Raw genomic sequence first — 25969 nt, forward strand, 5'->3', positions numbered from 1 at the left:
CCCCAGCGGCCGCAAGGGCTAGGCTCGCAATCGTGAAATCCGAACATTTGCCCCTGCTCAAGTCCGTTTCAGCGCCCGCCGTGCACCCGGATGGCTCCCGGGCCGTCGTGTCCGTGGTCCGCCCTGATTTCGACGCCGACGCCTATGTGGGCCAGTTGTGGAACGTGCCGGTGGATCCGGCGCTGCGACCGCGCCGGCTGACCCGCGGTTTCCGTGACACCGCACCGGAGTTTTCGCCGGACGGCCGGGTGCTCGGATTCCTCCGCGCCGCGGCCGGAGGCAAACCGCAGCTGCATGTGGTGGAGGCGACCGGCGGGGAGCCCGTGCCACTGACGGATGCGCCGCTGGGTGTCAGCGCTTTCACCTGGGCACCGGATTCGCGCGGCGTCGTCTTCAGCGCCAGGACGCCGGAGGAGGGCCGCTACGGCACTGTCGACGGGGTCTCCGCAGGAGCCGAGGATGCCCGTCTGATTACTGATTACCAATACCGGATGAACGGCGTCGGGTACACCGCGGACAAGCCCCTTCAGCTCTTCGTCGTCGCGGTCCCGGACCTGGACGAGGAGCCGCCGGTGCCTGCCGCCGGCCGGGCGCTCAAGGCCGCCGAGGCCGCCGAGGCCGCCGACGCGGCCAAGGGTGGCCGGAGCCTGCCGGAGGCGCGGCAGCTGACCACGGCCGCCACCGACCACAACGGCGCCCGCTACAGCGCCGACGGCAGCTCCGTGTACTTCACCGCCGCCCTGCATGAGGGCAGCGACAACGACCTGGTGAGCGGGATCTACCGGATTCCGGTTGATCCCGCCGCGGCCGGCGACGGCCCCGAGGCGGTGGTTCCCGGGAACACCGCCGGATTGTCCGTCACCGCCGTCCGGCAGAGCCGGGACGGTCAATGGCTCTACTTCGCGGCCCAGGACCTGGGCCCCGACGGTGTGGATTTCGTGGCCCGCAACACTGCGCTGTACGTCATGCCCGCGGGCGGCGGGGACGCAGACACGCTGAGCGACGCGGAGACCATGGACCTTGGCGGCCCCCTTGAATTGCGCGGTTCCGACGGCGTCCTGGTGCTGAACAACTCCCGTGGCGCCGTGCAACTGCTGGACTTCGGCCCTGACGGCCAACGCAGCGTGCTGCTCGAAGGCGGGCGCGTGGTCACCGGCGCTGCAGAGGACGGGGGCGCGCTGCTGCTGAGCTTCAGCGACGCGGAGTCCGCCGGGGACGTCGCGGTCCTGGAGGGCGGCCGGCTCCGGGTACTCAGTGATTTCTCGGCGCCGCTTCGGGCTGAAGCGGGGGTCATCGCCCCGCAGGAACTCACCTTCGCGTCCGGGGACGGCTATCCGGTGCACGGCTGGCTGGTCGCGCCGACGGGCGACGGCCCGCACCCGGTGCTGCTCAACATCCACGGCGGCCCGTTCGCCCAGTTCACCGGGGCGCTCTTCGACGAGGCCCAGGTCTACGCAGCGGCCGGGTACGCCGTGCTGATGTGCAACCCCCGCGGCTCTGCCGGTTACGGCCAGGCCCACGGCCGCTCCATCAAGGAACGAATGGGAACCGTGGACATGCAGGACGTCCTGGCTTTCCTGGACGGTGCGCTGGCGAAGTTCGAGGAGCTCGACGCCGATGCCCTGGGCATCATGGGCGGATCCTACGGCGGCTACCTGACGGCCTGGACGATCAGCCACGACCACCGCTTCAAGGCCTCGGTCGTGGAGCGCGGCTTCCTGGATCCGGTGAGCTTCATCGGATCCTCGGACATCGGCTGGTTCTTCGGCGGAGAGTACACCGGCCGCACCCCGGAGCAGATGGCTGCGCAGAGCCCTATGGCCCGGGTGGAGCAGGTACGGACGCCCACCCTGGTCATCCACAGCGAGGAGGACCTGCGCTGCCCCGTGGAACAGGGGCAGCGCTACTTCACCGCCCTCAAGCAACTGGGTGTCGAAGCTGCGTTCCTCGTGTTCCCGGGCGAGAACCACGAACTGTCCCGGTCCGGCACTCCGCATCACCGCCGGCAGCGCTTCGACCAGATCCTGCAGTGGTGGTCACGGCATCTTCCGACCGCGGCGAACCCCGCCCCGGCCGGCCATTCAGCGGCGCAACAGGCAGGCTGAACGCGCCAGGCTAACCGTCGGACCCGCCCGGCAGGAACCCCAGTTCCTGCCGGGCGCGGTCGATGTCCGGCTGGGCCCAGCGGGCGGAGTATTCGGCGTTGCTGCTGAGCGACCGCAGTTCGGCCCGGTCCAGGTAGAGGATTCCGTGCACGTGGTCGGTCTCGTGCTGGACAATGCGGGCCTGCCAGCCGGTGAAGTCGCGCCGCTTTGGCGTGCCGTCCGGATCCGTGAACTCAAGCTGTACAGATTCCGGCCGCAGCACGGCGGCCTGCAGCCCGTTGAGTGACAGGCAGCCCTCGTAGAAGGCCTTCCTGGCGGTGCCGGTCGGCTCGTAGCGGGGGTTCAGCATGGCGAAGAACGGCAGGGGCTCACGGCCCCGGGCGGCGGCGACGTCCGGGTCGACGTCGAACCGGTCCTCCAGGACGGCAAGCTGCAGGGGGATCCCCAGCTGCGGCGCGGCAAGGCCTACCCCCGGGGCCTTGTGCATCACCCTGCGCATCAGGTCGATCAGCCGGCCCAGCTCCGCTTCGTCGAGCTGGCCGGTGTAGGGCACGGCCTGCTGCCGGAGGACGGGGTGGCCCACCTGGACGATGGGCGGCAGCACCCCAGCATTCAGGACCTCGCTTACGGCTTCCCGGATGCTCTCGTCGCTGGCCTGCGAGTGGGGGGCGTCGGTGTTTGCGTCGTTCCTCGCGTCTGAAGACATGGCAACAGACTACTGGCGTCCGCACGCTGAAGTGACGAAATCGTAGATGCGTCCGCGCAGCAGCGCGCCGGCGCCGATCTTCAGGACTCCCTCCCGGCCCCCAACCGTGATCCGGAGCGGGATCAGCGTGCCCACCTTGTCCTCCGCGACGGCATGCGGATCGCACCGCGCCGGACGGATACCCAGCGGCAGTTCGAGAACCGGCCCGGCCGCGTCCACCCGGAGCCCGTGCGGCCACGGAGCGCTGCGGTCCTCTTCCAGCAGGGTGGTCCCGCCGATGCTGTTGATGGTCAGCGTCGGGCCGCCAGCAATAGCGCCGGCCGCCTTTCGCGGGTTGATGACCAGGCGCAGGACGGCCGTCCGGCCGTCGGCGGACAGCCGAAGGTCGGGACTGAACCGGAAGCCGGCCACCGCGGCGGCGGCCTGGGCCACGCACATTTCGGCATTGTTCCGGGCCAGGACGCCGAAGGGATCGGCCGCCGGCGCAGTGAGCGTCGTCGCCGGAGCCCCGGCCGCCTCCGCGACCCGGACCTCGACGGCGGCGCCCGGCCGGGCGTCCGGCTGCGCGGGGCAGGACGCGGCCGGCAGCCGGGCCGGGAGGCTCTTCGTCTGGCCCGGCGGCAGCTCGGTTCCCGCCCCCGCGGACGTCCAGCGGATGTCGGAGCCAAAGAGCGGGCTCTGCAGCGTGGCCGCGAGCACCGTGACGGCGGCGCCGCTGGTGTTCGTGAGCTGGATCTCGATGATCTGCCTGCTGTAGTTGTCGCGGAACTGGCTGAGCTCCGCGGTCAACGGCCCGTGCCCGGCAGCCGGCGGCGACGATCCGCGTCCCGCCGTCCCGGGTCCCGTGTCCGGGCTGCAGGAGACGGCCGCCAGGAGGGCCAGCGCTGCGGCGGCCCGGCGGAGCATCGGGGGAAAACTGCCCATGCGGTCAGTCTAGGCCGCGGGCAGGCGGCCGGCGCCGGTCAGCGGGCCGCCGGGACGTCACGGCGGGGCAGGGCCGGACTGCCGGACACGTCGGCTAGCCTGAAGTCCATGACTCCAGCAACACCCCTTGACTGCGTTCTGGGCCTGTTCCGGGCCATCGAAGCCGGCGGCGGCGCAGCGGCGCTCCGCCCGTTCCTGGCCGAGGACTACGTCCTGACCGAGGCGCCGCATCTGCTCGGGCCGGCGGGTTCCACGCGCACCCTGGAGCAGGTCCTGGACGGCGCCGAGCAGAGCGGCGAGATCGTCTCGGGCCAGCGCTTCGAAGTGCAGCGCAGCACGTGCGAGGGCGGGCGGGTGGTCGTGGAGGCTGAATGGTCCGCGACCGTGATCATGGATCTGCCGTATTGGGACGAGGGCGACACGATCCGGGCGCGGACCGCGTCGGTGTTTGAGGTCCGGGACGGCCGGATCGTAAGCCAGCACAGCTACGACTGCTACTACCCGCCGCGCCAGGTGTAGCGCGGCGTTCCCGGCTACTGCATGGTGAAGCGCCGGGCGAGCAGTTGGTTGAGGGCCGGGACAGCTGCGGCGGCGGCGATCGCGCCGTTGCGGGCGGCCAGCGGACCCGCCCCCAGCGGCCGGCCCAGTGCCATGTTGATCTCCGCCTGGCGTGCCGCCCGCGCCGCCTGGCGCAGCCGGTCGCGTTCGAACGCGGCCAGTCCAGTGCGGCCGTTGGCCAGGAGCGTCGGCACCAGCGGTGCCAAGGCCAGGGCGTCGAGCCAGCCCAGGCTCATGCCCTGGCCGCCGATCGGGCTGATCTCGTGGGCGGCGTCCCCGATCAGGATGCCCCGGCCCGCGGCCATCCGCCGGGCCAGGCGGGAGCGCACGCCGAAACCGCTGAGCATGCTGTTGCTCCCGGCGTCGACGTCGATGCCGGTACGCCGCCGGACCTCCCGGGCCAGCCACCCGGCGTCGGCGCTGTTGACGGGGCCCGCGTCCGGCGCCCCGGCCCGGGGCGCGTCCGGGGCCAGGCGGACCACCCAGCGGCGCAGTTTGCCCGGCAGCGGGAACGATTCGACGATGCCGTCGCCGGCAAGGAACAGCGCCGCATCCGCACCGAAGCCGGTGCCGTCGGCAAAGTCGCCCATGAGGTAGCGGTCGGGGTAGTTCCTGTGCCGCAGCGGCACGCCGAGGGCGGCCCGGGCGGCGGACCGGACCCCGTCTGCGGCGATCAGGAGGGGCGCCGCGAAGCTGACCGGTCGTCCGCCGTCGCACGCCTGGACCTCGACCTGCCGGCCGTCGTCGCGCAGCCCGGTCACCCGCACGCCGCGGTGCAATGCCGCCGGGTCGAGTTCCCGCAGCCGCTGCTCCAGCACGGCTTCGGTGCGACCCTGCGGCAGGGACAGCACGAACGGGAACCGTTCCGACACCCGGGCGAAGGACATTTCGGCCAGCGCCCTGCCGCCGCTGAGGGCCAGGCCGCGCCGGATCGGGATGCCCCGGCGGACGAGTTCCTGGTCAACCCCGATCCGCCCCAGCGCGTCGAGCGCAGGTGGATGGATCCCGATGGCCCGCGAATGCGCTTCCGGCGCTGTCCGCTGTTCAAGCACAGCCACCCTGAGCCCCTGCTGCAGCAGCAGGGCGGCCATGAACAACCCAACCGGGCCGCCGCCGACGATCACGACGTCTGTCACGGCCTGCCGCCGGCGCTGCGCGCGCGTGTCTTATCCAGGATCAGCAGGTTTCGGTAGGGGGAGCGGGGCAGCACGCTCCAGCCCGGGGGAGCGGCCTCGCGTAGTTCCGCCGCCGTGTAGCTGCGCCGGATCGAGGTCAGCCCGTCCCGGCGGATGTAGGAGCCCGGGAAGACCAGGGCGCCTGCGGAGAACAGGGCGTACGCGGCCGGGCTGCGCCGGAGATCGCTGTGGAGGACCTTGCCGGTGCTCAGCGCGGCCGATTCCGCGAGGAAACCGGCCAGCTCCGCGGCGTCCAGATGGTGCAGTACGTGGTTGGACACCACGACGTCGAAGCGCGCAGCCTCGGCCAGCAGCTCTGCCGCGGTCTGCTGCCGGAACGTGACGCCGGCGCGGGCCCTGCGGCGCGCGGCAAAGGCAGCCGCCCGCCGGTCGGGGTCGATCGCGGTGATGTCCAGGCGCAGCCCGTCCCGTGCCGCCCAGCGGGACAGCAGCACCGGTACGTCGCCGCCGCCGCAGCCTATGTCCAGCAGCGTGGTGGCCGACGACGCGGACAGCAACGGCCGCAGCTGGTGCCGGTAAATCCCCCTCCACCCGGATACGGCGCGGTTGACCAGGGCGAACTGGGCATATGTTTGCTCCAGCCGGGCCGGGTCGCAATCAGCCCGGTCCATCTCCTCGACGGCGTCCAGGGCGCGGGTGCTCAGCAGTGCCATGGTACCGGCGCTCAGGCCGGCACGGCTGCCGGCCGGGGCGTACCGCGCTGTTCCGGGTCGGCGCCGGCGGGCCCGGCCGGCCGTGGCGCGGTGATCTTGGTGAAGAGCGCTGTTTCCACCGTCAGACCCGGACCGAACGCCATCGAGCAGATGCGCTCCCCGCCGTCGGGCGCCGCAGTACCCGTGTCTTCCCCGTTTGCGGGGAGGTCGAGGATGTGCCGGATCACGAACAATACGGTGGCGCTGCTCATGTTGCCGTAGTTCCGCAGGGTTTCCCGGGCCGGAACCAGCTGCTCGTCGCTGAGTCCCAGCCTGGACTGCACCTTGTCCAGGATGCTGCGGCCGCCGGGATGGATGGCCCAGTGCCGGATGTCCCGGTAGGGGCGCCCAAGGAGCGACTCGTCGCCGGACAGCAGCGGTTCGAGCGCACCGATGATGTGGTCATCGATGATGTGCGGGACGTAGCTGCCGAGGACCATTTCAAAGCCCTCGTCGCCGATGTTCCACGCCATTGCTTCCTCGCCCACCGGAGTCAGGACCGTGGCAAAACTATCCAGGGTCAGCAGCGCTGGCTGGTCCGGGATTTCGCGGGCGCTGATGATGGCGGCCGCCGCGCCGTCGGCGAACAAGGCCGATCCCATGATGGTGTCCGGGTCGTTGGAGGTCCGGACGTGCAGGGAGCAGAGTTCGGCGCAGACCACCAGCACCACGGCTTCCGGGTCCGCGTCGCAAAACGACTTGGCGGCCCGCAGCGCCGGGAAAGCGGCGTAGCAGCCCATAAAACCGAGATGGTAGCGCTGGACCGCCGGATCCAGCCCGAGCGCCCGGACGATCTTGTAGTCGGGTCCGGGGTTGAAAAAGCCGGTGCAGGAGACCGTGACGAGATGGGTGATGTCGCTGCGGTCGATGCCGGGCGTGGCGGACACAGCCTTTTCCGCCGCCTCGATGAAGAGCTTGGTGACTTCGGTGGCGAAGATGTCGTTCCGGACCTTGGTACTGGGACTGAGCAGCAGGCCGGTGGCAGGGTCGAAGAATTGCGGGTTCTCCGCCCGGCTGCGGGTGGTCAGTTCGGCGAGAGCGGTATAGCGGGTGTCGATGGCGGCGGAGTCAAAGCAGGTGCTCACGAGCCGGGAGCCGAGCCGGCTGAGGCCCGGCTGCGCGGCAAACACATCGCGGGCTTCGGCTTGGATCAATACGGTGGGCGGAACAGCAGTTTCCAGGGACCTCAGGTAGACCGTCATGGTTCATTCTCAGTGAGGGCCGGCGATATGACAATGAATCGTCGACGACGGTCCGCCTGCCGGGCAGCCCGGCGGGGGATAAAACTACCGGCTGTTCTAAGCTGGTCCCATCGAGCCAGGCGGCGCCGACGGACACCTCCGGGCGGCCCCGCCGACCAGAGGGAGACACGATGAGCGCACCCATCGGGACACGGACCCAGACGGACACGCAGGCAGACACGCGGCTGCCGTCGCCGCACGTCGCCGACACCCACGACCTCATTCGCGTGCAGGGCGCCCGGGAGAACAACCTCAAGGACATCAGCGTTGAGATCCCGAAGCGCAGGTTGACTGTGTTCACGGGCGTGTCCGGCTCGGGCAAAAGCTCGCTGGTGTTCGCCACGATCGCCGCCGAGTCGCAACGGATGATCAACGAAACCTACAGTGCCTTTGTGCAGGGCTTTATGCCCAACCTGGCCCGGCCCGACGTCGACCTCCTGGAGGGGCTGACGACGGCGATCATCGTCGACCAGGAGCGGATGGGCGCGAACCCGCGGTCCACCGTTGGCACGGCCACCGATGCCAACGCCATGTTGCGCATCCTCTTTAGCAGGCTCGGCACGCCCCATGTGGGACCGCCGACGGCGTTCTCATTCAACGTCCCGACGCGGAAGGCAAGCGGGGTGATGAGCACCGAAAAAGCCGGCGGCCGGGTTGAGAAGAGTGTGGTGCACGGCGCGGTCTACCTCGGCGGCATGTGCCCGCGGTGCGAGGGGATGGGCTCGGTCTCCGACTTTGACCTGACGGCGCTCTATGACGATAGCAAGTCCCTCGCCGACGGCGCCCTGACGGTCCCCGGTTACAGCATGGACGGCTGGTACGGCCGCATCTTCAGCGGCGCCGGTTTCGACATGGACAAACCAATTGCGAAGTACACCAAAAAGGAAATGAACGACCTGCTCTACAAGGAGCCGACCAAGATCAAAGTCGAGGGCATCAACCTCACGTATGAAGGCCTGATTCCAAAGATCCAGAAATCAATGCTTTCCAAGGATGTTGAGGCGATGCAGCCCCACATCCGGGCCTTCGTCGACCGGGCCATTACCTTCCAGGCGTGCCCCGAGTGTGGCGGCACCCGGCTCAGCAAGGAAGCGCGGTCCTCGAAGATCCAGGGGAAGAACATCGCCGAACTATGCGCGATGCAGATCAGTGACCTCGCCAGGTGGGTCCGCGAGCTCAACGAGCCCTCGGTCGAGCCGCTCCTGAAGGGCCTGCGGCACCTGCTCGATTCGTTTGCCGAGATCGGGTTGGGCTACCTCTCGCTGGACCGGCCGGCGGGGACCCTGTCCGGGGGAGAGGCGCAGCGCACCAAGATGATCCGCCACCTCGGCTCATCCCTGACCGATGTCACCTACGTCTTCGACGAGCCGACGATCGGGCTGCACCCCCACGACATCGAGCGGATGAACCAGCTGCTGCTGCAGCTCCGGGACAAGGGCAACACCGTGCTCGTCGTCGAGCACAAGCCGGAGACCATTGTCATCGCTGACCACGTCGTGGACCTCGGTCCCGGCGCGGGCACCGGGGGCGGCAGTGTCTGCTTCGAGGGAAGTGTGGAGGGCCTGCGGGCCAGTGAGACCATCACCGGCCACCACCTCGACGACCGGGCAGCGGTCAAGGAAACGGCCCGGACGCCGTCGGGCACCCTCGAGGTGCGCGGCGCGTCAACGAACAACCTCCGGGACGTCGACGTCGACATCCCGCTCGGTGTGCTTTGCGTGCTTACTGGAGTCGCCGGGTCCGGCAAGAGCTCCCTGGTCCAGGGTTCGGTGGCCGGCCGGGACGGCGTGGTGCTGATCGACCAGGGTGCCATCAAGGGTTCACGGCGCAGCAACCCTGCAACGTATACGGGCCTGCTTGAGCCGATCCGCAAGGCGTTCGCCAAGGCCAACGGCGTGAAGCCGGCGCTGTTCAGCTCCAATTCCGAGGGCGCCTGTCCTACCTGCAACGGTGCAGGTGTCATCTTCACCGAGCTGGGCGTGATGGCCACGGTCGAGTCCACCTGCGAGGACTGCGAGGGTCGAAGGTTCCAGGCGTCGGTGCTGGAATACAAGCTGGCCGGCCGCGACATCGCTGAAGTCCTGGCGATGTCGATGATCGAGGCCGAGCTGTTCTTTGGCGAAGGGGCGGCCCGCACGCCGGCGGCGCATAAGATCCTCGACCGGCTCGTCGACGTCGGCCTCGGCTACCTCAGCCTTGGCCAGCCCCTCACTACGCTCTCCGGCGGCGAGCGGCAACGGCTCAAGCTGGCCACGCAGATGGCCGAGAAGGGCGACGTCTACGTCCTCGATGAGCCGACCACGGGCCTGCACCTGGCCGATGTCGAGAACCTGCTCGGACTGCTGGACCGGCTGGTGGACTCCGGCAAGTCCGTGATCGTCATCGAGCACCACCAGGCGGTCATGGCACACGCCGACTGGATCATCGACCTGGGCCCCGGCGCCGGCCATGACGGCGGCCGGATCGTCTTCGAGGGGACGCCCGCCGACCTCGTCGCCGCCCGGTCCACCCTGACCGGCGAACATCTGGCGGCGTATGTCAGCGCGTGAACCGAGGCCCTGCCCGCGTCGTCAGTTAGCGAAGAACTAATTGTTTATTGGCTGTCCTTGAGCATCATTGGCAGAAAGCACACAAAAATGCGGCCGGATTCTATTACATCGGGGGAGAGCCAGTATTTATTGAGAACCAACTCTAATATAAGGCAATAACTCTAATAATTCCATAAACTTGTTTTTCGATAAATTGCGCAGGGGAGTAGTCGCAGGTGGCCGGCCCCCACGGGGTTGCCCACAGCGGCCCCGGGCAGCATGGGTGCACCCACGGCCCAGAACAGCCCGCTCACGGCTAAAGGCTCCGGGAAAGCGGAATCCATTCAGGACAGCCGGCTCTGGAGGTTTCGTAGAGTGCACCACGGCTGCAATATCCACCTGGAATACCGAATAAAAGTCCGCATCCAATGACCTGACAGAGCTTGGTTATTACCAAGCGGGTGACGCCGGGAATTGTGCCGATTGTGGTCAGCGCATCCCGAATCCATCCAAATCCGGAACCCGCGGCGCCATCTCGCACAACATCAGACCGATACTGCCGGCGACGCTCCGGCTGCGTTGGGGCGAAGGATGTGCGCCAGCGTGTTTTCGCTGGAGCGGACCAAACCGGCGGTATGTACAACAGCAGCGCTTGGGCAGCCCCTCCCGACTCCTCAAGGAACTGGCAGCGGGACGTGTTGATGTGGGACGAGTTGGCTTCCCGGAAGCCGTTCGTTGGGCGGACCCTATAGCGTGATGCTGTGACTGTTTTGCTTGGTGGGGAAGCCAACCCCATGGGATCCGTCGTGCATTTTCTTGAAGCTCCACTTTCCCGCGTCCTGAGTAGTCTTTCTGATGACTGGGAGTTGAGGGCAACCGGCATCGCTCTGACTGAGGCACTGCCACTGATGCTTCCCTTCGAGGCGCCGTGGACCCGCCTGCTGGCCGCCGAGTGCGGTGGTTGGACGGCTCTGATCAACAACTTCCTTCATGGTGGTGATTCGACCGCACCCTCTCCAGCTTTGTCGCGCCGGTTGGGAGTTCGTTGTGTCGTAGCAAGCTGCGTTCCGACATATGGACCTGGGCATAGTCAAACTCAGTTGGAACTTTTCGGTCCGACCGGTCAGCCACCACTTTTGTATGTCCGGTCAATTTCTGCCACTGCGACGGATGGCAGGTGGACATGGTTCTCGTCGGGCGATCCCCTTGAGTTCGAACAAGCGGATCGATACTCGGCTCGCCGAATTCGGGATCGATTCGATCGACCCCTACTTCTTGAGTACTTGACGGCCCTCGGTATTCCAGCTGACCGAGACGCGTCCTACGGGACCGCGACGCTCGCCCAACAACAAGTTGATTTCCGCAGGAGGGAGATGTCGCTTCGAGAGGCTCGGAGTGAGTTCTCCAAGCGCTGATGTAATCCAACGAACGCAGTAGCGGTGTGTCTCATACGGGGCGGCGCATGGCGATGTATTGGGCATAGTTGGCGGATGAGTCGATGGCGTGGCGATCGATTGTGCCCGGGGAGTAGCCGAGGGCTTCGGCGATGATGGCCACGGGGGCGAGTTTGGTGAGTTCGTGGAGGGTTCCGAGCCTGGCCGCGCGACTGCTGAAGGCCGTGCTCAGCCGTTGAGTGAGGGTTGAGGCCTGTAGGTGCTGGCCGGGTGAGCCGCCGCGGAATACCCAGTTGCTGTTGCGGTGCGCTGCTGTCTGGTGATGGGTTGGCTTGGCTGCGAGTTCGCGCCAGGGCTCATCGAGCGGTGACGCAAGTGCGATTTTGACGGTTCCGAGGGTGATGGTGACGAGTTCCTCTGTCACGGTGACGTTGTCCCAGGTCAGTTTGACGATGTCCGAGACTTGCTGGCCGAAGACCAGGATGAGAATGGCTGCTGCGCGGTCTCTCGGGTTCATGTCGGCCGTGCGGCTGAGATTGGTGACGAGTTCAGTCTGAGCGGCGGCGTCGAGCCGCGGGCTGGTGCCACGACGGTGGGGCTGCAGTTTCAGGGAGGGATCGATGAGGCTTGTCCTGATTGCCCAGTCGAGGAATCGTGACGCGATGCCTCGCGTCGTGGGGCCTTCTGCCTGCCATCGGTCCAGGTGTGCCTGGTTCACTTCGGCGAGTTCGATGCCTTGTTCGCTGAGCCAGTTCTGCAGGTCGATGGCGACGGTGACTGCTTGTTTGGCCCGCAGGAACGTTCCTCGGGTGACTTCGTCCATCTGATTCATGCGGCGCTGGTGGTGCCAGCGGATGTATCGGCGGGTGATGTCGCGGTGGCTTGGGCTGGTGATCCGGTCGAGGGCCTGCTCGGCCCAGTCGCTAAACCTTGCACTGAGTTCATCTCGTCGCGGCAGTGCGTTGTGTTCGACCATGAGTCCGCGGACGTATTCGCGGGTGCGTGATGCCGGGAGTTGGTCGAGGCGGGCGTGGGTAATCGCAGGCTCGGTGGCGAGTTGTTGGAGGAACTCGGTGACGTGTGGTTGCTGGATCCAGGTGAGTCCGCTGTTGGCGCGTTTCATGGACTTCAGAGCGGTTCCAACTGCCCGGAGTTCGGGGGAGGGCGGCCGGTTGTCCGGCGTGCTGAGGATCCGGTCAACGGTCAGGGCAAGGATGCATGACCAGCATCGGTTGCCTGAGTGTAGTTCGTCTTCTTTGCCGCATGAGATGCAGTCGACGTTGAGGTGGACGCCGGAGCATTTCCGGCAGGCCGGCAGGGTGTCGACGCGGCCGGGCAAGACTCCCTCGTGGCCGCAGGCGCAGCTGCCGCGAGTTCTTTTGGCCTGTTGGTAGCAGTAGCCGCAGATTCCGCCGTCGGGCCACCGAACTGCGATTTGATGGTGTTCGGCGCAGCGGGCGCAGGCTTCAGGCCATTTTGCGGGGTCGCCAGCTTTACGGGGCCTAGTCATCTTCGTCCGGTGGCAGAACCCGGATCCGGCGGGCAATTGGCGCACCGGGAGTGATGCCCAGGTCTTCTGGCCGCTTTGGGGCGTTCGCGGTCTTGGCAGCGCGCATCTGCACGAAGGGCTCGAACAGGTCGTTGGGCGTGCACTCGAGGATGTCGCAGAGGGCTGCGAAGGTCTGGGCGGGAATGCGCTCGGGTGTTCCAGTGACGAGCCGGTGGACCTGGGCGTTGGAGAGGTTGATGCCCCGGGCCTTGAGCAGGGGGAGCAGCTCGGTGGTTTTCCAGAGGTTTCGTTGGGCCATGAGCTGCCGGAGGTTCCAGCGGTAGCCGATCCGTCGCTGTTCAGCCATGGCTGTTCCCCTCGCCGTCGCCCTTGCGTAGCCGCTGGGCGATCATTTTTTGGATGGTCTTCTGTTTGAAGTCCGCCGACACGGAAGTATAGAGGGCCGTGGTGGAGGAGTAGCTGTGTCCGACCTGCTGCTGGATAAACAGCGGGTCGTAACCGGCTTCAATCAGGTGCGTCACGTAGGAGTGCCTCAGCGTGTGCAGGGTCAGTTCTTCCGGGAGCCCTGCGATTTTCCGCACCCGCTGGAACGAACGATCGAAGTTGCGGTAAACAGTTGAGCCTGAGCGCTCTGATGGCCAGAGGCTGGCTGACCGGTCAGCGGTGGGGAATCGTTTGCGGCCGTCAGGGGAGAGCCAGTACTCGAGGAGCCCCACCACCCAGTCGAATTCCGGGACGGTGAGCACGGTCCGGCGGCGGGGCCCTGAGCCCTTGGTTCCCTTGGCCCAGCGGACCTGGAGCGCCCCGAAGCGTCCGAACTGTTCAACGTGCGGGTTCGGGCCGAAATCGACGTACTCGAGCATCACCAGTTCACGCCGGCGCAGCCCGTAGGCGTAAGCGACCTTGAACGCCGTCGAGTCCCTCAGCGCCGGCAGCCAACGTTTTGAACCCTTGGCGAACTCGGCGTCGACCAGGTCGTCGGCGGCGTCGAAGAAGGTCTGCAGTTCGGTCCGAGTGAAGGCCCGACGCCGCGCCGGCACGGCATCATCGGTCGTATGCCGGGGCGAGTTCCACTCGAAGACCACCTGCACCGGAATGTCCGAAAAGACCCGTTCGCAGAACGACGCCCAGCCGTAACGCCCGTCCGTCAGGTAGGAGCAAAACGCCCTGATAGCCCCGGAATTAGCCCTCAACGTCGACAGCGCCAGACCCTTCTCTGAGCTGCGCCGGTCCGCCAGGAACTCGTCCACATGATGGGCCGTCCACGTCCACGGATACTCATTGGCGTGCTCCTGGAACCGCTGGACTGTCCCGCACGAGCTTTTGATGTACGACGTCGACAGGCCACGCGCCAGCATCTGCGCACGCCAACCAGCCAACATCGCCTCGAAAACACGATCCTCGGCACGCAGCAGCCCGACATTCACGTTGGTCAGAAAGGCCGGAATCCGCCCAGGTTCGATGCTCACTGATCAAACTGTACGCAAAAATCTCTCATTTAATGAGAGATTACGTTGTTGTGCCGCAGCAGCGCGCGGATCGACCCTTTCATGCCGATCGACGTCGAGGCATCGCCACATCAGCCTGACCTGCAAAAACGGCTAAAAGCACAGAGAGACCAGTTTTCTCATCTACTTCTACTGGTCCCACTTTAACGCCGATAATCAACATTATGTAAAGTAGAACCGTGATTATTGCATCTGATGCAATATCGTCGGCACCAGGCACTCTGCCGTCGCAACGGACCCTTCCGACAAGCAGCTCTTGGTCCTGACCTGCATCAATGCTCCGACGCTGGGTGGCACGAGGCATCCTGCGGGAGACATCCGGGCGGCCATCCGGGCACCTATTTCCGTCGAACATGAGCCTTTTACCCGCGGATTTGCAACGATCCTGCATTAATTGCATGATTCATGCATCCAATGCAATGTCAGGGAGGATTGTTGTGGCGGTTGATTCTGCCGGCCGGGTGCTGGAGTTCGGCGCTGTGCGGTTCCTGCATCCCGAGGATCAGGTGTTCGCCCAGATGCTCACCGGATGGCGGAACCAGCAGCTGAGCCGGAACCTCGCCCTGGGTACCATCGAGTCCCGGGAACGGCTGGTCATGCGGTTCCAGGAATCCACCAACGAATACCCCTGGCAGTGGACACCGGCCCACGTCGATGAGTTCTTCGGAGACCTGCGCAGCGAGAAGCACGCCGCCCAGTCCACGATCCGGTCCTATCAGGCAGCCCTGCGCGCTTTCTGCTCCTACGTGGCTTCCCCTGACTACGGCTGGGACAGGATCTGCGAACAGTATTTCGGGGCGCATCCCTCGCAGGTCTGCTTCGACTGGAACACCGCCGTCCACGCCCAGGCCACTGAATCGTCCCCGGGCCGGCGCCCGTTCACCCGCCGCGAGCTGCAGGCCTTCTTTGACCGCGCCGACGATGAAGTCGACCGGATCGCGTCGCTGGGACGCAAAGGCTGGTTGCCGGCCTATCGTGACGCGGTCCTTTTCAAGGTGGCCTATTGCTGGGGGCTGCGCCGCAACGAGGTCCGGCACCTGCAGACCGTCGATTTTTCTCGGAACCCGCACGCCCGGGAGTTCGGCAAGTACGGGGTCCTGCAGGTCCGGTACGGGAAGGCCATGAAGGGTTCTCCCCCGAAGCGCCGGAGTGTCCTGACGGTGTTTGACTGGTCGGGCGAAATCGTCGCCGACTGGCTGGAACGCGGCCACGGACACATGACGGACGGCCTGGATCTCTTTCCGTCCGAACGCGGCACGCTCGTGTCCGAAACTGCGTTGAACCGTCGGTTCAACCGCTACCGCGAGGATCTGGGCCTCTCCCCCGGCCTGGACATCCACTCGCTGCGCCGTTCCTACATCACGCATCTGATCGAGGCCGGCATGGATCCCCTGTTCGTCCAGCACCAGGCCGGCCACGAGCACGCCTCGACCACCGCCCTCTACACCTCGGTCTCCAGCGACTACAGGGTCAAAACGCTGCGCCGGGCCCTGGACTCCACCGTCCGGGACGCGCTGGCCGGAATGGGAGACTGAACCTCATGAAACGACAGATCGACTACCGCTGGCGGCTTCCGGAACTGATGGCGGCCCGGGGACTGCACAACAGCACCGACCTCAGCCCCCTCCTGAAGGAACGCGGGATCGAACTGTCGGCCTCACAGGTCTACCGCCTGGTCACCCAGCGCCCGGAACGCGTCTCGCTGATGATGGTCGCCGCCCTCTGCGACATCTTCGGCTGCGGACCCGAGGACCTGATCACCGTCACGGCCGCGGACGCGAAAGTCCGCAAGGCCGCCTCCGACGCGAACGTCGTGGAGCTGAACAAGACCATCCGTCCCAAACGCGCCCGCGTGATCCGCGATGACGGCTGAGATCACCCCGCGGCCCATCAGGCGGGGCCGGCCCCGCACGACAGGGAACTTCACCTGCGACAGATGCTCACGGACAGCCGGCAGGCACCGCGCCAGCTGGCCTGAAGGCAGGGTCTGCGGGACCTGCTTCACTGTCGCCATGCGTACGCACGGGCCCTGCCCCGGCTGCCGAACAGAGCGCATGCTTCCCGGGCGGTCTGCTGCCCACGGCGATCAACCGGTCTGTGTCGATTGCGCAGGTATCACCCAGGACTACCACTGCTCACGCTGCGGCACGGAAACCGAGCACTACCGCCAGAACACGTGCGCCCGCTGTTCACTTCGGGACGACCTCACCGTCCTGTTGCGCGTCGACGATGCCCGGGGATCGGAAGCGACGGCGACGATACTGCTTGGCGCGCTCTGCGGAGCCCAGCGCCCCGAAAGCATCCTCACGTGGCTCCGTAAAACCGGTGTCCACGACCTGCTCCAACGGCTTGCCACCGGCGAGATCCCGCTCAGCCACGAGGCACTGGATCAGGAGCCGAAAAGCCTGCGGGTGGAACACATGCGCAGCCTGCTCACCCACCACAAGCTACTCCCGGACCGGGACCACTACCTCGCTCTCTTTCAACGGTGGCTCTCCAGCAAGCTGGGGGACGTTGACGACGCCGACATCCGACGGCCCGTCGAGTCTTTCGCCCGGTGGCACCACCTGCGACGCATCAGGAGCCTGTCTACATACGGGAAACCCACCCGCGGCCCCGTCCACAGCGCGAAGCAGGAAATCACCGAAACCATCAAGTTCCTCACCTGGCTCAAACTCACCCACGGACGGACCGTCGACTCCTGCGTCCAGGCCGACGTCGACACCTGGCTGGCCGACGGCCCCACCACCAGACACGCCATCAGAACCTTCTTCGTCTGGGCGGTCAAGAACCGGACCTGCACCAACATCACCATCGGATTCCGGCAGGCCAAGACCGTGCCGGTATTGGGTCAGGACCGGCGGCTCGCCATGCTCAAAGCCTGCCTCACCGACGACGTCGACACTCTGCCCTACCGGGTCGCGGCAACGTTCCTCCTGCTCTACGCCCAGCCAGTGGTGAAGATCGCCGCGATGAGAAGCGACGACGTGATCCTCACGCCCGACGGCCTGCGCCTGTCCCTGGGCAAAGGCGACCCTGCACCAGTCCCGGAGCCCTTCGCATCGCTGCTCAATCAACACCTGGCCTCACGCCCGAACATGCGCACCGGCAGCAGTTCGGGCAGCGAATGGCTGTTCCCGGGCTACCGGCCAGGGCAACACATCCACCCCAACACCCTCATGGAGCGGCTCAGAGAGCTCGGCATCAACCTCCTCGGCGCACGCAACGCATCCCTCCGCGCGCTCGTCACCGAAGTTCCCGCCCCGCTCGTTGCCGAAATGCTCGGCTACAGCTATCAGGTCACCCAAAGGCATGCCGCAGCAGCCGCCGAACCATGGTCAAGGTATCCAGCGAAAGCCCATTAGCCGGCGGACTCATGGCCGGACGGGAGCTCACCGGCATAGTGTTTCACGGCTCCCTCATACACGGGAAGGGTCTTTGCGAGAGCGCTCAGAGCGACCCGGAGGGCGTCTCCCGGCCGGCCCGCATCAAACAGGGCAAGTGCCAGAAAGGCCTGGGGCGCGTCCCCCACGATGTCACTGGCACGCATCTGTTCCAGTATTCCAATCGCTTCGCCGGCCTCCCCGACGTTTCGAAGAGAGCTGGCCAGCTGGACGAGAGCCTGGGGTCGCCGGGGGTCGTCGAGCCCGAGGTCCAGTGCCCGTCGATACAGCGGGATGGCAGCCGACTCACGTCCAAGGTAATCCTGCACCGAAGCCCACTCATAGACCGCCGCAGCATCGTCGGCCGGCCGCTCACCGACCAGAGCCCCCATCGCCGTCAGCATCGCAGCATCGTCGGCGTCATCGGCATCGGCCCAAAAGCTCTTAACCCGCGCCTCCCAGTCATTAGCCATGCACCAAAGTCTGCCAGAGACCCGAAAAGCGTAGAAGCCGGCCGCGCTCCGGAAGCCACGTGCCTGTACTGACGCGTCCGCCTCTCTGCAGACTCCCGTTTGGAAGCCGCCGAATAGTTCCAGATCGAATACGGACGGTTACCAGTAGACGAAGTGGAGCCGTATCAGGCGGCCCATAGGCACTCCCGTGCTGTGTGTCCTGTCTCATCTAAGTTGAGGCAATCTCACTACAGATGAGGCATTGCCTGTTTTTGTCTCATTGTAGTTAAGGCATTCGCGCGGCGTGTCTCACTTCACTTAAGGCATTGGCCGCTTTTGTCTCATTACAGTTGAGGCATGGGACTCGCTGCGGCGGCGTCCGAGGCCTATGCCGGACGCAACATCGCTCCAGGCGCCCTGACCTACAGGGAGCAGTTTTCCTCTGCACCCAGGACTGGCCATCTCGCCGATTGCTGGATGATCCCGTTTGAGAACTCAGTGCCGACTCGGCGTCTTACGGCATTCAAGGGACAGCGCAATTTCGCCGGTCTCTGGTGGTGTGCCACGAACCATCGGCACGTCGGCTTTGAATCCTGGTGCGAACGCGACAATCTGATGCGTCTGGATTTCGACCGCGACGTGGTCGGGTTCTCATCCCAACCCTTCCGCATCGTCTTGCCCGACTCACTCCCCCAGATTTCACACGTACCGGACTACTTCGTCCGGTTGGCGGACGGTTCGGCCGCCGTGATCGATGTCCGGCCCGACAACAGGGTGACTCCGGCGGATCAAGACATTTTTCAGGCGACGGAGGACTTGTGCGCGACCGTCGGCTGGGCCTACAGGCGCCTCGGCGGGTTGCCGGCTGTTCTTCTGGCAAATCTGCGGTGGCTCTCCGGCTACCGGCACCCGAGGTGTTTTCGGGCATCGACAGCAGTCAAACTCCTGGACAGACTCGCCGTCGATGGCCCGATGCCAATACGTAGCCTCACTGCTGCAACCGGTGACCCTGTCACGATCCTTGCACCGCTGTTCCACCTACTTTGGACGCACCGGATCGGCACTGACCTGAAACGCCGGGTCCTCCATCAGGACACGATGGTCTGGCTGAATGGCCAAGCCCCGTGACGGGCGGGCACGCCGTATTGACCCTCGGTGATGACGTTGAGCTCCGAGGGGTCTTCTACCGGCTGACCGCCCTTGACGGCGATGTCGCCATGCTTGCCGTTGCCGGCGAGGCACCTGTCGCGATCAGAGTCGGATCACTCCTTGCCGATAAGACCTTCAGGATCGTGGGAACTCGGCCAACGCGGCGGCGGATCACCGGCCCGTCACCACTCTTCGAATCGCTGCCTGCCGACGTGCAGGAAAAAGCGCGGTGGATGGAAAGCCACATGACCGAAGTCCTGGACGGCGTCCCCTGCAACGCCGAGCCGGGTCAGACCGCCAGGAGGACCTTTGACGTCGAGCTCACATCCTTGCGCCAACGTGAGCAGGCCAAATTGGCGGAACTTCACGAACTGGGCGAAACCATGAGCATCGGCTCGCTGCAGAGACTGCGCCATGCCTACGAGAAAAAGGGCATCCTGGGGCTGGTCGACCGGCGACTCATCCGCCAAACGCCCTTGGCAGGCCGGACTGACCAGCGGGTGGTCGACGCCATTCTCTCAGTGCTGGAAGCCAACACCCATCAGTCCTCCGGAACCGCAGACCGCCTGGTGCGCCAAGTACGCAAGCAACTCGAAGCCGATCACGGACCGGACGTTGTTCCGTTGCCGTCGAGGGCCACCTTCCACCGCCTCATCGGCAGGCTTGCCGAGGGGCGCCACGCCACCGGATCAGCCCGCACCCGGCGGACCCTTGCCCAGCAGCCGGAGGGGCCGTTTGGTGCCGTCCATCCGGTCAGGCCCGGGGAACTCATGCAGATTGATTCCACTCCCCTGGACATCGCCGTCGAACTCGCCGACGGCGTCATCGGGCGGGTCGAACTGACCGCGATGGTCGACATCGCCACCCGAAGCATCCCCGCGGCCGTGATCCGTCCCACGACAAAGGCAGTCGACGCGGCCCTGCTGCTCGCCCGCTGCCTGACCCCGGAACTCATGCGCCCAGGCTGGGCGGCCGCAGCGTCGATGGCCGCCTCCGCCCTGCCCTACCGGTCGATGAAATCCATCGACGAACGACTCCACAATGCCGCGGCGAAACCGGTCATCGTGCCCGAAACGATCGTCTGCGACCACGGCAAGGCCTACCTCTCCAACACCTTCAAAAGCGCCTGCCGCAGCCAGGGAATCAGCCTCCAACCAGCCCACCCCGACACTCCCACCGACAAGCCCGTCATCGAGCGGACCCTGCAGTCCATCGGCACACTCTTCGCCCAGTACGTCACCGGCTACCTCGGCTCCTCCGTCGAACGTCGAGGCAAGAACGCCGAACACCAGGCCGTTTTCTCACTGCTGGAAATCCAGGACCTCCTCGACGAGTGGATCGTGACCGGCTGGCAAAACCGCCCCCACGACGGACTGCGGGACCCCTTCACCCCCTCCCGCGTGCTGACACCTAACGAAAAGTACGCGGCCCTGCTGGCCGTCAGCGGCTACGTCCCGGTCCCCCTCGGGGCAGAGGACTACCTCGAACTGATGCCCGCTGAAACCCGGGTCATCAACAGCTACGGCGTGAAAATCCGCCACCGCGTCTACGACACCGAAGAGCTGAACCCCTACCGCGGACAGAAATCCGGGATGAAAGCCCTCAAGGACCTGTGGGAGGTCAGGTACGACCCCTACGATGCCGGTTGCGTCTGGATCCGCAACCACCACGACGGCGGATGGATCACCGCCTACTGGCGCCAACTCTCCGCCTCTCCCCAACCCTTCGGGGACGACATCTGGAACTACGGACGCCAAATCGTCGCCCAACGCGGCATCACCAGCCCCTCCGAGGAAACCATCAAGGCCGCCGTCGACAAGCTGCTCGACAAAGCCTCGCCGCCAGCGCCGCAACGGAAGAGAACACGGAAGGACCAACGAGCAGCCGCCCGCAACACCGCCGCAGCGACTGCCCAACGCCCGCGCACCGATCAACCACCACTGAAACCGGCCCCGCAGCCCGAAACAGCTGCCGGATCATCGGCGGCACAAGTCGCTGAAGCCCCGAAGCTGGCGAAGATCATCCCGCTGAAGATCTATGACCCACAGAAGAAGGCCGACGAATGGTGGTAGAAGCAGCAGAGCTCCCCAGCACCAGCCGCGCGCCGACCACCACCCTGCAGGGTTGGCGGAGCTTTGTCACTTCCGTCGCACCAACGATCGCCCTGCCCGATCCGGTGGCGTTGGTGTCGATGAACGCCACGGAGCGGGAACGCTACGACGAGCAGCGCATCAGCTACCACTCCGAACTCGTGATCGTCGAAACCTCAACCGTCCGTTCCATCACCAACCAGGGACGGCTGTTGATGATGCTCAACCAACGCGAAATCAGCGCCCGCCGCGGACTCGTAATCTCCGGCCCCTGGGCCTCCGGCAAAACCACCGCCATCAAACTCCTCGGCAAAACCCACGAACTCCTCATCCGGCGCAAGTACCCCAACCAAGACCGTATTCCCGTCGTCTACATCACCACCCCGCCGAAAGGCTCCCCCCGGAAACTGGCCAGCGAATTCGCGAACTTCCTCGGCCTTCCCCAACGCCCGCGCCAGAACGTCACCGACATCGCCGACGCCGTATGCCAGGTCCTCAGCAACGCCAAAACAGACCTCGTGATCGTCGACGAGATCCACAACCTCAACCTGGCCACCAGCGCCGGCGAAGACATGTCCGACCACCTCAAATACTTCACCGAACACATGCCCGCCACCTTCGTCTATGCCGGCATCAACGTCGAAAACTCCGGCCTGTTCACCGGGCTCAGAGGCCGGCAGATCTCCGCCCGCTCCGTACTGAAAACCACCGGCCCGTTCCCGCCCACCGAGGAATGGGACGCCCTCGTGGCCACCCTCGAAAACGGCCTGCGCCTGCACCACCACGAACGCGGCACCCTCACGGACCAGGCCCAGCATCTGCACTACCGCACCGGCGGTAGCATCAGCAGCCTCTCCCACCTGATACGCCAGGCCGCCATCATGGCAATCCTCACCGGCACCGAGAAAATCGACCGCGAACTGCTCAATGAGACCAGCATCGACCACGCCGCGGAATCCCTCGCACCACGCCCACCCGCCGCCACCGCATCCCCACGATGACAACCGCGACTGCCTTCAAGAGCCCCGCCAGGCCGCTGCCCCGCCCTATCCGCCCGTTCATGGACGAGACCACTCCCTCCTTCATCCGGAGGCTCGAAACCGCCAACAAACTTCGGCGTGGCCAGCTCAGAACGCTCCTGAAACGCAGCCGCCGGCCATGGATCGACAGCCTGGCGGTTTGGACGGGCTGCGACCCGGCCGTGATCGTGTTGGCCATGCCCCAACTCGGCATACACGTTCCGGATCCAACCCTGCGGCGGAAGCTGGCCGGACGCCCCACCCGCACAACCCACACCATCGCCTGCCACCGCTGCACCCTCGCCCGCGACGCAGGACGATACGTGGAGATCTATAGCACCCACGAAAAGACCATCTGTTTGCACCATGGCCTCTGGATTGGAGACGGTGTCACCGGCGTCACCGACCAGTTCTCCATCCACGCCAGCCCTGAGATCACCGCGGCCTGGCACCACCACAGGAACCTCATCACCCGGCACGGCCGCCCCGGCGTGCGCAAGGCCTTCCACATCGCCAGCATCATCAACTGGCGCTGGTACGACCAGTTCCAACACTTCACCGCCGCCACGGACACCTACGACCAATTAGCAGCCGACCAGCCACCGCAAGCCACCAGCCATGGCATCGTGGCGGCCTCGCTCTACCCCTCCATCGTCAACCTCACCGCGGCCATGGGATCGCCCCACTGGGCCCAGATCGCACATTCAAGAAGGCCTGACGCCTTCCTGGACAGAGTCAGCGAAGAAGTCACCGAAGGCTGGGTCCCTAAGGGATCCTTCGACCCGCTCCGCCAGTGGATGACCGAAGACTGGCTCCCAGGATTCCGCGGATCCGACACGATTCTCCCGCCCAAACCCCAACGATTGACGCCCATAACGAAATGAGCCTGAACCGGCCCCAAATTCTGTCCCATATAAGGCCCGCTCACCGGGCATTATCTCGGGCCGGTCCTACGGGAATCGGAAGGCCGCGGAAACGCGGCGACCGCGATCCGGAAACTTTGGGTGGCGCTTGCGCCGCTGAACGACCGGCTAACGGGACGACCTGCGGGTCCGGCATCTTCCGAACCGTCCGCCTAGAGCAGGGCTTCCTACTCGTCCTTGCCAATGTTCGTGAACGGTCAGAAGAGCCCTTCACCGCGAAGGACTCTTTCCAAATCTGCGCGGCTGAGACCTGCCGCGTCCACAATCCAGTTCGTGCCATAGCCAGCTTCGCCTGAGGCGCGGACGGCGACACCGAGATCGAGTGCAGCTCGCCTGCAAGCGTCCATTGCCTCGCGCAGTCTGTGCGCAGCTTCCTGCACCGGAAGCCTCATTTCAACGGGCGGCAAATTCAAGCGCACATTCTCGTCATCTACGTTGAAACTCCAGTCTGCGTTCACTGTCTTCCCCAATTTTGGTCGGTCTGAACAAGCACAGGATATGGGAGAACCCGTGGATCGACCGCCGGCCCGGTCCATTCTGCTACCAGACAGACTCGGAAGTGGCCGCGGAGGGGTCCCATTCGCCCCGGTGCTGCCTTAGATCTGGCACATGAACCCCGGTGTTACTCTCAACTTGTGGCCGCCCAGCCGGTAAGGGGAATCACGGGTTGTTAGCGCAAGCGAAACAAGAAGGGCTGGAAGTAGACCCCGGATACTCGCCACCTCGGTTCGTTAGTCAAGTGACTGCATACTCCGCTAAGAGGACGGTCAGACGCTTGATGTAACTCGTTGTTCTAAACCACGGAATAGTCACTGCACCAGCAGCGCCCCGTAACGGGTCGGTGAACCACTGAGTAAGGAGTCCTTTATGGCGAGACTCCCGATAGATGACGGGTTAGGCTCACGCTATGAAGCTTCGGGGCGTTCTTCTGCTTGGGGCAGGCGTTGTTGTGACCGTGTTGGCATTTGCTGTCCTGCTCGGCCGCCTGCCCTGGGTAAGCCGGGCATGTCCAGCAGTCGGTTACGCCTACGTGGGTGATGTGGAGCTGGCCTTTTCCACCCCGCCGGTGTCAGTAGCGGCTTGTTTTGGGGAGGTATGCACTCCTGAGCCGGTGGCGAGAAACCCTGAGGGAAAATGGCTGGTGCCGCAGTCCCCGCCATACCCGAATCCGCCTGTTAGTGTCACTTCGATTTTTGTGGAAGCCGTGGCCACTTCTGGTGGCCGCATAGCCCTTGATTTGCCCATAGAAACGGAATCAACCGGGGAGCACCCCTTCGGACCTGGATGCGGCGGGCCTTTCAGGTTCAAGCCCGTGCAGGTGGCCTTTAGCTGAAGCATCGACCCGCCATCCTCCCGTAAAGGGTTCCCCTTACGGGACATCATCCGGGGACCGGCACGCGGGCACACCCAATGTTGAGGTCGCCAGCTGAGGCTTGGAGCGTAACCAACGCAGGTTTCTGCGATTTGGGTCAACTGTAGTGAGACAAGGGCACTCATTTTGTCTCACTACAGTTGACCCAACCGCCTAAATTCAGGCCCTGATGGTTCAAGTTAGATGAGACAGGACACTGTGGTCCCTGGCGCGCCGTCCCGCCGGGACCACACACGGTCACAACGGCAGCGCTGGTGACCTCGTCCGGGGACGATCCGACGTCGGTACTTGAGGCAGCCAGCAGCGCACCGTGTCGCAGTAATGCTGAAATTGCTCCCCAAACCGTTCCCTGAGGCGGTCTCCTCCAGCGGTCGGACGGCGTAGTTCCAGACCAGCGAACCGGCGACCGCATAAACGATGACCAGCCACGACTGCATGATTAAGACTGCCGTCGCCCGGCTGAGTCTCTCTCCATCTGGCGTGTCAAATCAGGCATAGTTCAGGCTGAGCAGCAGCGCTTTGAGTTGGGCGTACTGGTCGGTTGCCATCCACGCTTTAGCTCCTCCCCTGTTAGGGAACCCCGCGCCGTCAAAGATGACACGGGTAAACAACCCCCCGTTAGCCGTGGGGACGAGATTGCACCACGACGCGACCCCTTCGCCTGATGCCAGAGACCGGGGACCGGCCAGCCCCATGAGGTAGGCATCAACCCCACCACGGGATTCCACGGCGAACCCGAAAACAGCCGCTGTGCCGTCCGGCGCCGTCATTCCGCGAACGGGCTCGTGGTCCAGCACTTGGCGCGACACGGGACCGCCGGTACAGCCGGCGGTGACGCCGTTACCAAGGAAGATCAGATCCTTGCCGTCAGCGTCAGCCACAGTGGCTTCAACGCCTGGGAGACCGGCAGGTGGGCGCACCGTCCGCACCGTCCATGCCGCCGGATAGGCAAAGGAAATGTGGCCGTCCGGAAAGGTGAAGGTTTTCAGCTCGCCTGGTGCTGGCTTCGGCGATGGCGTGGAGGCGGCCGGCGCCGGCGTGGAAGCCGGCGGGTAGGTTGGAGTTGCCGTGCGGTCGGCCGTGGTGCTCACGGGCACGTTGGAACCGTCGGCGGGAGCCGTCTGTGGCTGTGGGCCACACCCGGCAAGGAGGACGCTGACGGCAAATCCCGCTGTTGTGACGGCCGTGAAGTATCTGGTGCGGTTCGGCATCATGTTGT

Annotated in this window: 21 protein-coding genes; 10 read left to right on the forward strand and 11 right to left on the reverse strand. The window is 65.4% G+C overall.

The genetic code is table 11. The annotated features are described in order from the left end of the window. The first annotated feature begins 32 nt into the window (after window positions 1-32). Window positions 33-2105, forward strand: a complete 2073-nt coding sequence (locus ACUYM2_RS09315; RefSeq protein WP_481599811.1) for a S9 family peptidase — start codon at window positions 33-35, stop codon at window positions 2103-2105. A 10-nt stretch (window positions 2106-2115) separates the two neighbouring features. On the opposite strand, the gene ACUYM2_RS09320 is transcribed toward ACUYM2_RS09315, so the two are convergent. Both ACUYM2_RS09320 and ACUYM2_RS09325 read right to left on the reverse strand, forming a co-directional pair. After that, window positions 2116-2811 (reverse strand): peptide deformylase, encoded by a 696-nt coding sequence (locus ACUYM2_RS09320; RefSeq protein ID WP_481599812.1) that lies wholly within the window; start codon window positions 2809-2811, stop codon window positions 2116-2118. 9 nt (window positions 2812-2820) lie between these two features. Further along, window positions 2821-3735 carry a hypothetical protein gene (locus ACUYM2_RS09325; RefSeq protein WP_481599813.1) on the reverse strand — a complete coding sequence of 305 codons (915 nt, stop codon included), beginning with the start codon at window positions 3733-3735 and terminating at the stop codon, window positions 2821-2823. Window positions 3736-3843: 108 nt separating this feature from the next. Between ACUYM2_RS09325 and ACUYM2_RS09330 the strand changes: the two genes are divergently transcribed. Then, window positions 3844-4254, forward strand: coding sequence for a nuclear transport factor 2 family protein (locus ACUYM2_RS09330; protein ID WP_481599814.1), 411 nt, complete (start codon window positions 3844-3846; stop codon window positions 4252-4254). Window positions 4255-4268: 14 nt separating this feature from the next. Here ACUYM2_RS09330 and ACUYM2_RS09335 read toward each other — a convergent pair whose 3' ends face one another. Genes ACUYM2_RS09335 through ACUYM2_RS09345 form a run of 3 tightly spaced genes read right to left on the reverse strand, consistent with a single transcriptional unit; the run spans window position 4269 to window position 7383 of the window. After that, complete coding sequence (locus ACUYM2_RS09335; RefSeq protein WP_481599815.1) at window positions 4269-5429, reverse strand: FAD-dependent oxidoreductase; 1161 nt, start codon at window positions 5427-5429, stop codon at window positions 4269-4271. Further along, window positions 5426-6142: a class I SAM-dependent methyltransferase gene (locus ACUYM2_RS09340; protein ID WP_481599816.1), complete on the reverse strand. Its 717-nt coding sequence runs from the start codon at window positions 6140-6142 to the stop codon at window positions 5426-5428. The genes ACUYM2_RS09335 and ACUYM2_RS09340 overlap by 4 nt, the downstream gene beginning before the upstream one ends. Window positions 6143-6153: 11 nt before the next feature. Next, on the reverse strand, window positions 6154-7383 hold the full coding sequence (locus ACUYM2_RS09345) for a type III polyketide synthase (protein ID WP_481599817.1): 1230 nt from the start codon (window positions 7381-7383) through the stop codon (window positions 6154-6156). 170 nt (window positions 7384-7553) lie between these two features. On the opposite strand from ACUYM2_RS09345, the gene ACUYM2_RS09350 reads away from it, so the two are divergent. Beyond that, window positions 7554-9971, forward strand: a complete 2418-nt coding sequence (locus tag ACUYM2_RS09350; protein ID WP_481599818.1) for an ATP-binding cassette domain-containing protein — start codon at window positions 7554-7556, stop codon at window positions 9969-9971. A 1425-nt stretch (window positions 9972-11396) separates the two neighbouring features. Here the strand turns inward: ACUYM2_RS09350 and ACUYM2_RS09355 are convergent. The 3 genes from ACUYM2_RS09355 to ACUYM2_RS09365 form a co-directional block, all read right to left on the reverse strand. Next, the gene (locus ACUYM2_RS09355; RefSeq protein WP_476975973.1) at window positions 11397-12467 is read right to left on the reverse strand and encodes a tyrosine-type recombinase/integrase; all 1071 of its coding nucleotides are present in this window, start codon (window positions 12465-12467) and stop codon (window positions 11397-11399) included. A gap of 379 nt (window positions 12468-12846) precedes the next feature. Beyond that, window positions 12847-13200 (reverse strand): helix-turn-helix domain-containing protein, encoded by a 354-nt coding sequence (locus tag ACUYM2_RS09360; protein ID WP_201433288.1) that lies wholly within the window; start codon window positions 13198-13200, stop codon window positions 12847-12849. Next, window positions 13193-14323: a tyrosine-type recombinase/integrase gene (locus tag ACUYM2_RS09365; protein WP_476975974.1), complete on the reverse strand. Its 1131-nt coding sequence runs from the start codon at window positions 14321-14323 to the stop codon at window positions 13193-13195. The genes ACUYM2_RS09360 and ACUYM2_RS09365 overlap by 8 nt, the downstream gene beginning before the upstream one ends. Before the next feature lie 476 nt (window positions 14324-14799). Here ACUYM2_RS09365 and ACUYM2_RS09370 point away from each other — a divergent pair, with 476 nt between their 5' ends. The 3 genes from ACUYM2_RS09370 (at window position 14800) to ACUYM2_RS09380 (ending at window position 17727) form a co-directional block, all read left to right on the forward strand. Next, entirely contained in the window at window positions 14800-15897 is a 1098-nt protein-coding gene (locus tag ACUYM2_RS09370) for a tyrosine-type recombinase/integrase (protein WP_481599819.1), read from the forward strand. Window positions 15898-15902: 5 nt separating this feature from the next. Then, entirely contained in the window at window positions 15903-16235 is a 333-nt protein-coding gene (locus ACUYM2_RS09375) for a helix-turn-helix domain-containing protein (protein ID WP_481599820.1), read from the forward strand. A gap of 181 nt (window positions 16236-16416) precedes the next feature. Then, window positions 16417-17727 (forward strand): hypothetical protein, encoded by a 1311-nt coding sequence (locus ACUYM2_RS09380; protein ID WP_481599821.1) that lies wholly within the window; start codon window positions 16417-16419, stop codon window positions 17725-17727. On the opposite strand, the gene ACUYM2_RS09385 is transcribed toward ACUYM2_RS09380, so the two are convergent. Next, window positions 17724-18218: a tetratricopeptide repeat protein gene (locus ACUYM2_RS09385; protein WP_481599822.1), complete on the reverse strand. Its 495-nt coding sequence runs from the start codon at window positions 18216-18218 to the stop codon at window positions 17724-17726. The genes ACUYM2_RS09380 and ACUYM2_RS09385 overlap by 4 nt on opposite strands. 336 nt (window positions 18219-18554) lie before the next feature. Here ACUYM2_RS09385 and ACUYM2_RS09390 point away from each other — a divergent pair, with 336 nt between their 5' ends. Genes ACUYM2_RS09390 through ACUYM2_RS09405 form a run of 4 tightly spaced genes read left to right on the forward strand, consistent with a single transcriptional unit; the run spans window position 18555 to window position 23339 of the window. Further along, window positions 18555-19325, forward strand: coding sequence for a TnsA-like heteromeric transposase endonuclease subunit (locus ACUYM2_RS09390; protein WP_476975954.1), 771 nt, complete (start codon window positions 18555-18557; stop codon window positions 19323-19325). Beyond that, complete coding sequence (locus ACUYM2_RS09395; protein WP_476975953.1) at window positions 19322-21418, forward strand: transposase; 2097 nt, start codon at window positions 19322-19324, stop codon at window positions 21416-21418. Before ACUYM2_RS09390 ends, ACUYM2_RS09395 begins: the two co-directional genes overlap by 4 nt. Then, window positions 21409-22437, forward strand: coding sequence for an AAA family ATPase (locus tag ACUYM2_RS09400; RefSeq protein ID WP_476975952.1), 1029 nt, complete (start codon window positions 21409-21411; stop codon window positions 22435-22437). The genes ACUYM2_RS09395 and ACUYM2_RS09400 overlap by 10 nt, the downstream gene beginning before the upstream one ends. After that, on the forward strand, window positions 22434-23339 hold the full coding sequence (locus ACUYM2_RS09405) for a hypothetical protein (RefSeq protein ID WP_481599823.1): 906 nt from the start codon (window positions 22434-22436) through the stop codon (window positions 23337-23339). The genes ACUYM2_RS09400 and ACUYM2_RS09405 overlap by 4 nt, the downstream gene beginning before the upstream one ends. Window positions 23340-23575: 236 nt before the next feature. Here ACUYM2_RS09405 and ACUYM2_RS09410 read toward each other — a convergent pair whose 3' ends face one another. Both ACUYM2_RS09410 and ACUYM2_RS09415 read right to left on the reverse strand, forming a co-directional pair. Further along, a complete protein-coding gene (locus tag ACUYM2_RS09410; RefSeq protein WP_476975950.1) occupies window positions 23576-23836 on the reverse strand; it encodes a hypothetical protein in 261 nt (86 codons plus the stop codon). A gap of 1402 nt (window positions 23837-25238) precedes the next feature. Then, entirely contained in the window at window positions 25239-25841 is a 603-nt protein-coding gene (locus ACUYM2_RS09415) for a hypothetical protein (RefSeq protein WP_481599824.1), read from the reverse strand. Between the last annotated feature and the right edge of the window lie 128 nt (window positions 25842-25969).

The sequence above is a fragment of the Arthrobacter sp. SD1074B genome, from assembly GCF_056780195.1.

Coding starts and splice junctions, on each gene's coding strand:
- ACUYM2_RS09320 (WP_481599812.1), bottom strand. CDS start 2,811: ATGTCTTCAGACGCGAGGAACGACGCAAACACCGACGCCCCCCACTCG.
- ACUYM2_RS09325 (WP_481599813.1), bottom strand. CDS start 3,735: ATGGGCAGTTTTCCCCCGATGCTCCGCCGGGCCGCCGCAGCGCTGGCC.
- ACUYM2_RS09330 (WP_481599814.1), top strand. CDS start 3,844: ATGACTCCAGCAACACCCCTTGACTGCGTTCTGGGCCTGTTCCGGGCC.
- ACUYM2_RS09340 (WP_481599816.1), bottom strand. CDS start 6,142: ATGGCACTGCTGAGCACCCGCGCCCTGGACGCCGTCGAGGAGATGGAC.
- ACUYM2_RS09345 (WP_481599817.1), bottom strand. CDS start 7,383: ATGACGGTCTACCTGAGGTCCCTGGAAACTGCTGTTCCGCCCACCGTA.
- ACUYM2_RS09350 (WP_481599818.1), top strand. CDS start 7,554: ATGAGCGCACCCATCGGGACACGGACCCAGACGGACACGCAGGCAGAC.
- ACUYM2_RS09355 (WP_476975973.1), bottom strand. CDS start 12,467: ATGAAACGCGCCAACAGCGGACTCACCTGGATCCAGCAACCACACGTC.
- ACUYM2_RS09360 (WP_201433288.1), bottom strand. CDS start 13,200: ATGGCTGAACAGCGACGGATCGGCTACCGCTGGAACCTCCGGCAGCTC.
- ACUYM2_RS09375 (WP_481599820.1), top strand. CDS start 15,903: ATGAAACGACAGATCGACTACCGCTGGCGGCTTCCGGAACTGATGGCG.
- ACUYM2_RS09380 (WP_481599821.1), top strand. CDS start 16,417: ATGCTTCCCGGGCGGTCTGCTGCCCACGGCGATCAACCGGTCTGTGTC.
- ACUYM2_RS09385 (WP_481599822.1), bottom strand. CDS start 18,218: ATGGCTAATGACTGGGAGGCGCGGGTTAAGAGCTTTTGGGCCGATGCC.
- ACUYM2_RS09390 (WP_476975954.1), top strand. CDS start 18,555: ATGGGACTCGCTGCGGCGGCGTCCGAGGCCTATGCCGGACGCAACATC.
- ACUYM2_RS09400 (WP_476975952.1), top strand. CDS start 21,409: ATGGTGGTAGAAGCAGCAGAGCTCCCCAGCACCAGCCGCGCGCCGACC.
- ACUYM2_RS09405 (WP_481599823.1), top strand. CDS start 22,434: ATGACAACCGCGACTGCCTTCAAGAGCCCCGCCAGGCCGCTGCCCCGC.